Genomic DNA, 6933 nt, shown 5'->3' on the forward strand with positions numbered 1-6933 from the left:
AACGGCTCGGCCGACCGGTCCCACGCCACGGAGTCCCGCGGCAGCAGCCTGCCCGCCACCCCTGCCCGCCACTGGGGCCGCCGCGGCGGCGGCCGCCCGACCCCCCGGAGGGAACATGACCGGAGACGACGAGGACGACGCCAACCGCACGGTGGTCGTCCCCCCGCCCCGCAGGCGGCCTCCGCCTCCCTTCCCCGCCTCCGGGCGGGCCCCGGAACGGTGCCGCGGGCGAGCCCGTCCCCGACGCCGCCGACAGGCACAGCACCACGGTTCCCGGAAGGCTGCCCGGTGCCGGGAACGGCCCCGCACCCACGCCGGGGCCTCCCGCCGCCCCGCCGCACCCCGGCACCTTCCACCCCGGCACCTTCCAGCCCGGGGACGGCGTCCCGGGAAGGCCGCCCAGCCTGGGCACGGACCTGTTCGCGATGCAGACTCCCGCCGGGCCGGACGCCAAGACGCAGGTCCGGGTGCTCGTGACGATGGGGATCGCGCTCTTCGGCGTCCTCGCGCTGATCCTCCTGGGCGTCTTCATCTTCGCCAGGTGACCGGTGCGCAAAGGGATCGGCTACGCCGACGCGGTGCGCCTGCTCGGACAGGAGAGCAAGGTCGCGAAGGCCCTCACCGGCACCCTGATCGAGGCCGTGCCGGTGCTGTCGCTGTTCGACGTCAAGGACGAGGCCGTACGGCTGGCGGGCGAGGCGACCGGCAGGCTTCGCGACCGGGTGACGGGCCTGAACCGGTACGACCGTACGGCCCGGCTGGAGGCCGCCCAGGCCGTCCTCGTCGTGGCGGCGTTCTTCGAGGCCCTTGACGAGCTGCCCCTGCCGTTCGACCCGAAGGATCTCCGCCTCGACCGGGACGAGCAGGCGGCGCTGGCCGGGTCCGGCGCGGGTCAGGAATCGTTCGTCCACACGCTGATGACGATCGAGCCGGCCGGTTTCCGGGCCGATCGCTCCTACGCGGGCATGCTCGACTCGATCGGCGCGTACTACCGCAGGCTCGCCACGGCACTGACCGGGTTCGTCTCCGGGCTGGCGGTCCGTGACCGCCTGGACGCGACCGAATGGGAACGCGCGAAGACGGCGATCGAGGAGGAACTGCCGGAGACCGCCTGCCGGAGGTACGAGGAACTTCACCGGCGGCTGGCTCTGGACATCCCCGAGTTCGCGCTGTGGCGGGACACGATCGAGCGGCGGCGGCTCACCACCGGGCTGGGCGAGCTGGAGAGGCTGCTCACCGAGGTCGCCGCCCGCACCAGGACGCCGGAGCACCGGCACACGCTGTCGCGCGCCCTACGGGCCGTCCTGGACCGGCCGATCGCGCAGTCCGGCGAGGTCCCCTCGGGCATGCGCATGCCCACGCTCGTCGAGGCGTACGTGAACCCGGACTTCCGGCCGGCCGTGTACGGCGAGCAGGCCGATCCGAGCGCGGAATGGTGGTGGGACCAGAGGGAGCCGAGCGACGACATCGCAGGCTTCCTGGCCCGCTACTTCACCTCGCCCGAGGCCACCAGGATGCCGCTGGTCGTGCTGGGCCAGCCCGGCGCGGGAAAGTCCGTGCTCACCAAGATCCTGGCCGGTCGCCTCCCGGACGGCGACTATCTCCCGGTGCGCGTGCCGCTGCGGGAGGTGCCGGCCGACGGGACGATCCAGGAGCAGATCGAGGCCGCGGTGCGGGAGGCCGTCGGTGAGCACCTGAGCTGGCCGGAGCTGACCCGGTCGGCGGACGGCGCGCTGCCGGTCGTCATGCTCGACGGGCTGGACGAGCTGCTCCAGGCCACCGGCGTCCATCGATCCGACTACCTGAGCCGGGTGGCCGACTTCCAGCGCAGGGAGGCCGAGCTGGGCCGCCCGGCGGTCGTGCTCGTCACCACGCGTACGGCCGTCGCCGACCGGATGCGCTTCCCACCCGGATGCCTGACGATCCGGCTCGAACCCTTCAAGGAGGAGCAGGTCCGCCGGTGGCTGGCGGTGTGGAACGCCGCGAACGACGAGTACTTCACCGCGTACGGGCTGAAACCCCTGCCACCCGAGACGGCCTTGGCGCACGGCGACCTGGCGTCGCAACCGCTGCTGCTGCTGATGCTCGCGCTGTACGACGCCGACGCGAACGCCCTGCAGCGCGGCGAGACCGGGCTCAGCCAGGCGGAGCTGTACGAGCGGCTGCTGACCCGCTTCGCCCGCCGCGAGGTGGACAAGCACCAGCCGGGACTGCCGGAGACGGCGGCGGCGCAGGCCGTGGAGACGGAGCTGCGCACCCTGGCCGTCGCGGCGTTCGCGATGTTCAACCGCGGCAGGCAGTGGGTCACGACGGACGACCTCAACGGCGACCTGGCCGCGCTGCTCCCGGCTCCGGCGGCCCAGACGACGAGCTTCCAGGCACCCCTCTCCCGGGCCGACCGGGTGATCGGGAAGTTCTTCTTCGTCCACCAGGCGTCCGCGGAAAGGGACGGCGCCGAACTCCAGACGTACGAGTTCCTGCACGCCACCTTCGGCGAGTACCTCGTCGCGCGGATGACGCGCGATGTCCTGCGCGGCATGGTCGCCCGCGAGACGGCGGCCGCGGCCGATCCGCTCTTCGGCCGGCCACAACCGGACGACGGGCTCCTGTACGCGCTGCTGTCGTTCTCCGTGCTGACCGGGCGGCAGCCGATCGTTGGGTTCCTCCGCGACCTGCTGCCCGCCCTCGACCGCGAGCCGGCCGTGGACCTGCTCGTCCGATTGCTGCACGCCGCCGAGACCCGCACCGGCGACAGCCACCCCGGGTACCAGCCCGAGAAGTCGACCTTCATCACCCGGTACGCCCACTACACGGCCAACCTGGTGATCCTCGCCTCGCTCATCGCCGACGGCATAGCGGGCAGCCGGCTCTTTCCCCACCACAAGCTCCCCCATCGTGCCTGGTATCGCTTGGCGTCCCTGTGGCACTCACGGTTCAGCGGAGCCGACTCCGACTCCTTGATCGGAAGCTTCCAGGTCGAACGCGTGCTCCAGCGTGACCATCACGACCTGCTCATCCGGTACATCGGCACCGGGAGATACCAGCGAGTGGGCGGTTTCAATCTCAGGTGGGGTTCGGGCGCGGTCGCGGTTGCGGGATCGGGTGAGGAGATCCTCGATATCGCGCACTTCCTCTGCAACCCGGTACTCGACACCCTGGCCGAAGCCGCCCAGCAGTCGATGTTGGTCGAGACCGGCCGTTCAGAGGGCGCGCATCCGGGCAGGAACGATGCGACAGGGAGAGGCTGAAGGACTGGGACATGGACGAATTCCGGATCGAGCACGACTCCATGGGCGAGGTCCGGGTGCCCGCCCGGGCGAAGTGGCGGGCCCAGACGCAGCGGGCGGTGGAGAACTTCCCGGTGTCCGGCCGGGGGCTGGAGCCCGCGCACATCGCGGCGCTCGCCCGCATCAAGGCCGCCTGCGCGAAGGTCAACGCCGAGTACGGCGTCATCGACAAGGACATGGCGCAGGCGATCCAGGAGGCGGCCGAGGAGGTCGCCGAGGGACGCTGGGACGACCAGTTCCCGGTGGACGTCTTCCAGACCGGCTCGGGCACCTCGTCCAACATGAACATGAACGAGGTCGTCGCGACGCTGGCGCAGGAGCGGCTCGGCCGGCCCGTCCACCCGAACGACCACGTCAACGCCGCCCAGTCGTCCAACGACGTCTTCCCGTCCTCCATCCATGTCGCGGCGACGTACGCCGTGGTGCACGAGCTGACGCCTTCGCTGGAGCACCTGGCGACCGCGCTGGAGGAGAAGGCGACCGAGTTCGCCGACGTGGTGAAGTCGGGCCGCACCCACCTCATGGACGCGACGCCGGTCACGCTCGGCCAGGAGTTCGGCGGCTACTCCACCCAGATCGAGCTGGCGCTCGAACGGCTCCAGGCCGCGCTGCCGCGCCTGGCCGAGCTGCCGCTGGGCGGCACGGCCGTGGGCACCGGCGTGAACGTGCCGGGCCCCGGCTGGGCGCAGGCCGTGATCGCCGAGCTGAGCCGGACGACCGGCCTGCCGTTCACCGAGGCCAGGGACCACTTCGAGGCGCAGGGCGCGCGTGACGGCCTGGTCGAGCTGTCGGGCATGCTCAAGGTGATCGCCGTCTCGCTCAACAAGATCGCCAACGACCTGCGCTGGATGGGGTCGGGCCCGCGCGCCGGGCTGACCGAGATCAACCTGCCCGACCTGCAGCCGGGCTCGTCGATCATGCCGGGGAAGGTCAACCCGGTGATCCCGGAGGCCGTGACCATGGTGGCCGCGCAGGTCGTGGGCAACGACGCCGCGATCACGATGGCCGGGGCCTCGGGATCGTTCGAGCTCAACGTGATGCTGCCGGTGATGGCCCGCAACGTGCTGGAGTCGATCCGGCTGCTGGCCAACGTGTCGCGGCTGCTCGCCGACCGGTGCGTCGGCGGGATCAGCGCCAACGTGGAGCGCCTGCGCGAGTACGCCGAGTCGTCGCCCTCGATCGTCACCCCGCTCAACCGGTACGTGGGGTACGAGGAGGCCGCCAGGATCGCCAAGCAGGCGCTGAAGGAGCGCAAGACGATCCGGGAGGTCGTCATCGAGCGCGGCCACGTGGCGAGCGGTGCGCTGACCGAGGAGCAACTCGACCAGGCGCTGGACGTGCTGTCCATGACCCGCCCCACATAGGAGGGTGGGCATCTATGTCGCCGGCCGCCATGTGCCGGGCGGAACCTGGTTCCTATCGTGAGGCAGCATGAGCCTTGAAGGGCGTACGGCCCTCGTCACCGGCGCGGGGAGCGGCATCGGACGGGCGTGTGCCCGGCGCCTGGCCGCCGAGGGCGCGCACGTCGTCGTCGCCGACATCAACGCCGAGGCCGCGGACAAGGTGGCCGCCGAGATCGGTGGCACTCCGGTGGCCGTCGACCTGTCCGATCCGGAGTTCCTGGTGGCCTGGCGGGGCCAGCTCCCGCCCTCGCCGGACACCCGCCTCCAGGCCGACATCGTGGTGAACAACGCCGGGTTCCAGCACGTGGCCCCCATCGAGGAGTTCCCGCCCGAGATCTTCGGCAAGATCATGCGGGTGATGGTCGAGGCGCCGTTCCTGCTCGTGCGGGACGTGCTGCCCGGCATGTACGAGCGCGGCTGGGGCCGGATCGTCAACATCTCCTCCGTGCACGGCCTGCGCGCCTCGCCGTTCAAGGCGGCCTACGTGACGGCCAAGCACGCGCTGGAGGGCCTGTCGAAGGTGATCGCCCTCGAAGGGGCGCCGCACGGCGTGACCTCCAACTGCGTCAACCCCGCCTACGTCCGCACGCCGCTGGTGGAGAACCAGATCGCCGACCAGGCGCGCACCCACGGGATCAGCGACGACGAGGTGGTGGAGCAGATCATGCTCGCCCCCGCGGCGATCAAGCGGCTGATCGAGCCGGACGAGGTGGCCGAGATGGTCGCCTACCTGTGCGGCCCGCAGGGATCGTTCGTCACCGGCGTCTCGATCCCCATCGACGGAGGATGGAGCGCGCGCTGACCACTCCGGCCCCCAAGAACGCGACGGCCCCCAAGAACGGGACGGCCCCGAAGACCGCGGACGGCGCCCGCGCCTACCTCGACCTGCTCGCCCGCGAGGCGTCGGCGGTCGAATTCGAGGGCCCTATCCTGCAGGCCCGGGCGGCCGGGGCCGACTCCGCGACGCTGGAGGAGCTGGAGCGGGCCAAGGTCGCGGCGCTGCAGGTGCGGGCGGTGCTGCGCCGGCGGGCCAAGCGGGAGGCGGAGCTGTCGGCGCTGTTCGACACCGCCAGCGACCTGGCCGGGCTGCGCGACCTCGACGCGGTGCTGGAGGCCATCGTGCACCGGGCCAGGCAGCTGCTCGCGACCGACATCGCGTACATGACGCTGAACGACCCCGAGCGCGGCGACACCTACATGCGGGTGACCGACGGGTCGATCTCGGCGAGCTTCCGCCGGCTGCGGCTGCCCATGGGCGCCGGGCTGGGCGGGCTGGTGGCGCAGAGCGGCACGCCGTACAACACGGCGGACTACTTCGCCGACCCGCGGTTCCGGCACACGAACACGATCGACGTGGCCGTCCACGAGGAGGGCCTGGTGGCGATCCTCGGGGTGCCGCTGCGCCTCGGCACGCAGGTCATCGGCGTGCTGTTCGCGGCCAACCGCAGCGCCAGGCCGTTCGCGCAGGAGGAGGTGGCGCTGCTGTGCTCGCTGGCGGCGCACGCCGCGGTCGCCATCGACACCGCCCGGCTGCTGCAGGAGACCCGCGCCGCGCTGGCCGAGCTGAGCGAGGCGAACACGCTGATCAGGGCGCACAGCGAGTCGATCGAGCGGGCCGCCGACGCGCACGACCGGATGACCGGCCTCGTGCTGCGCGGCGGCGGGGTCGAGGACGTCGCCGCGGTCGTCACCGAGGTGCTGGGCGGCCGCCTGACCGTGCTGGACGACGAGGGCCGCCCTCTCGTGGGCGAGTCCGGCGACCTGGACACGGGCGTGTTCGACGCCGCGCAGTCCTCGCGAGCGCTGGGCCGCACGGTCAAGCGCGGCGACGCGTACGTCGCCTCGGTGGACGTGGGGGCGGCGCCGCTGTGCACGCTGGTCCTGCGGACCGACCACCCGGTGTCCGACACCGACCAGCGGATCCTGGAGCGCGCCGCGATCGTCACCGCGCTGCTGCTGCTGTTCCGCCGCAGCGTGGCCGAGGCGGAGGGACGGGTGCGCGGCGAACTGCTCGACGACCTGGTCTCCCGCCCGGAGCTGCGCGGGCTGGACGACCGGGGCGCGGCGGCTCGGCGTCGATCTCGACGCACCGCACGTGCTGGTCGTGGCACGGCACGACGGGCAGCGGGAGCGCGGCGCGTTCTGGGCGTCGTCGCAGGCGACGCTGGCGCCGAGGGCGGCGTACGTCGGCAGGCAGCCGATCAGGAACGTCGACCCGCCCATCAGGAGCAGGCTGATGACGA

At 72.1% G+C, this 6933-nt stretch carries 4 protein-coding genes; all 4 read left to right on the top strand.

Annotated elements, in window-relative coordinates; translation table 11 throughout:
* The first annotated feature begins 548 nt into the window (after positions 1-548).
* The gene (locus tag B1L11_RS43515; protein ID WP_079320995.1) at positions 549-3248 is read left to right on the top strand and encodes an NACHT domain-containing NTPase; all 2700 of its coding nucleotides are present in this window, start codon (positions 549-551) and stop codon (positions 3246-3248) included.
* An 11-nt stretch (positions 3249-3259) separates the two neighbouring features.
* Positions 3260-4651, top strand: a complete 1392-nt coding sequence (locus tag B1L11_RS43520) for an aspartate ammonia-lyase (RefSeq protein ID WP_079320996.1) — start codon at positions 3260-3262, stop codon at positions 4649-4651.
* Positions 4652-4718: 67 nt separating this feature from the next.
* Positions 4719-5492, top strand: coding sequence for a 3-hydroxybutyrate dehydrogenase (locus B1L11_RS43525; RefSeq protein WP_079320997.1), 774 nt, complete (start codon positions 4719-4721; stop codon positions 5490-5492).
* A partial coding sequence (locus tag B1L11_RS43530) for a GAF domain-containing protein (RefSeq protein WP_256863423.1) occupies positions 5477-6933 on the top strand: 1457 nt, incomplete at its 3' end. The genes B1L11_RS43525 and B1L11_RS43530, both read left to right, overlap by 16 nt.

It is taken from the genome of Microbispora sp. GKU 823, assembly GCF_002027145.1.
Classification (GTDB): domain Bacteria; phylum Actinomycetota; class Actinomycetes; order Streptosporangiales; family Streptosporangiaceae; genus Microbispora; species Microbispora siamensis.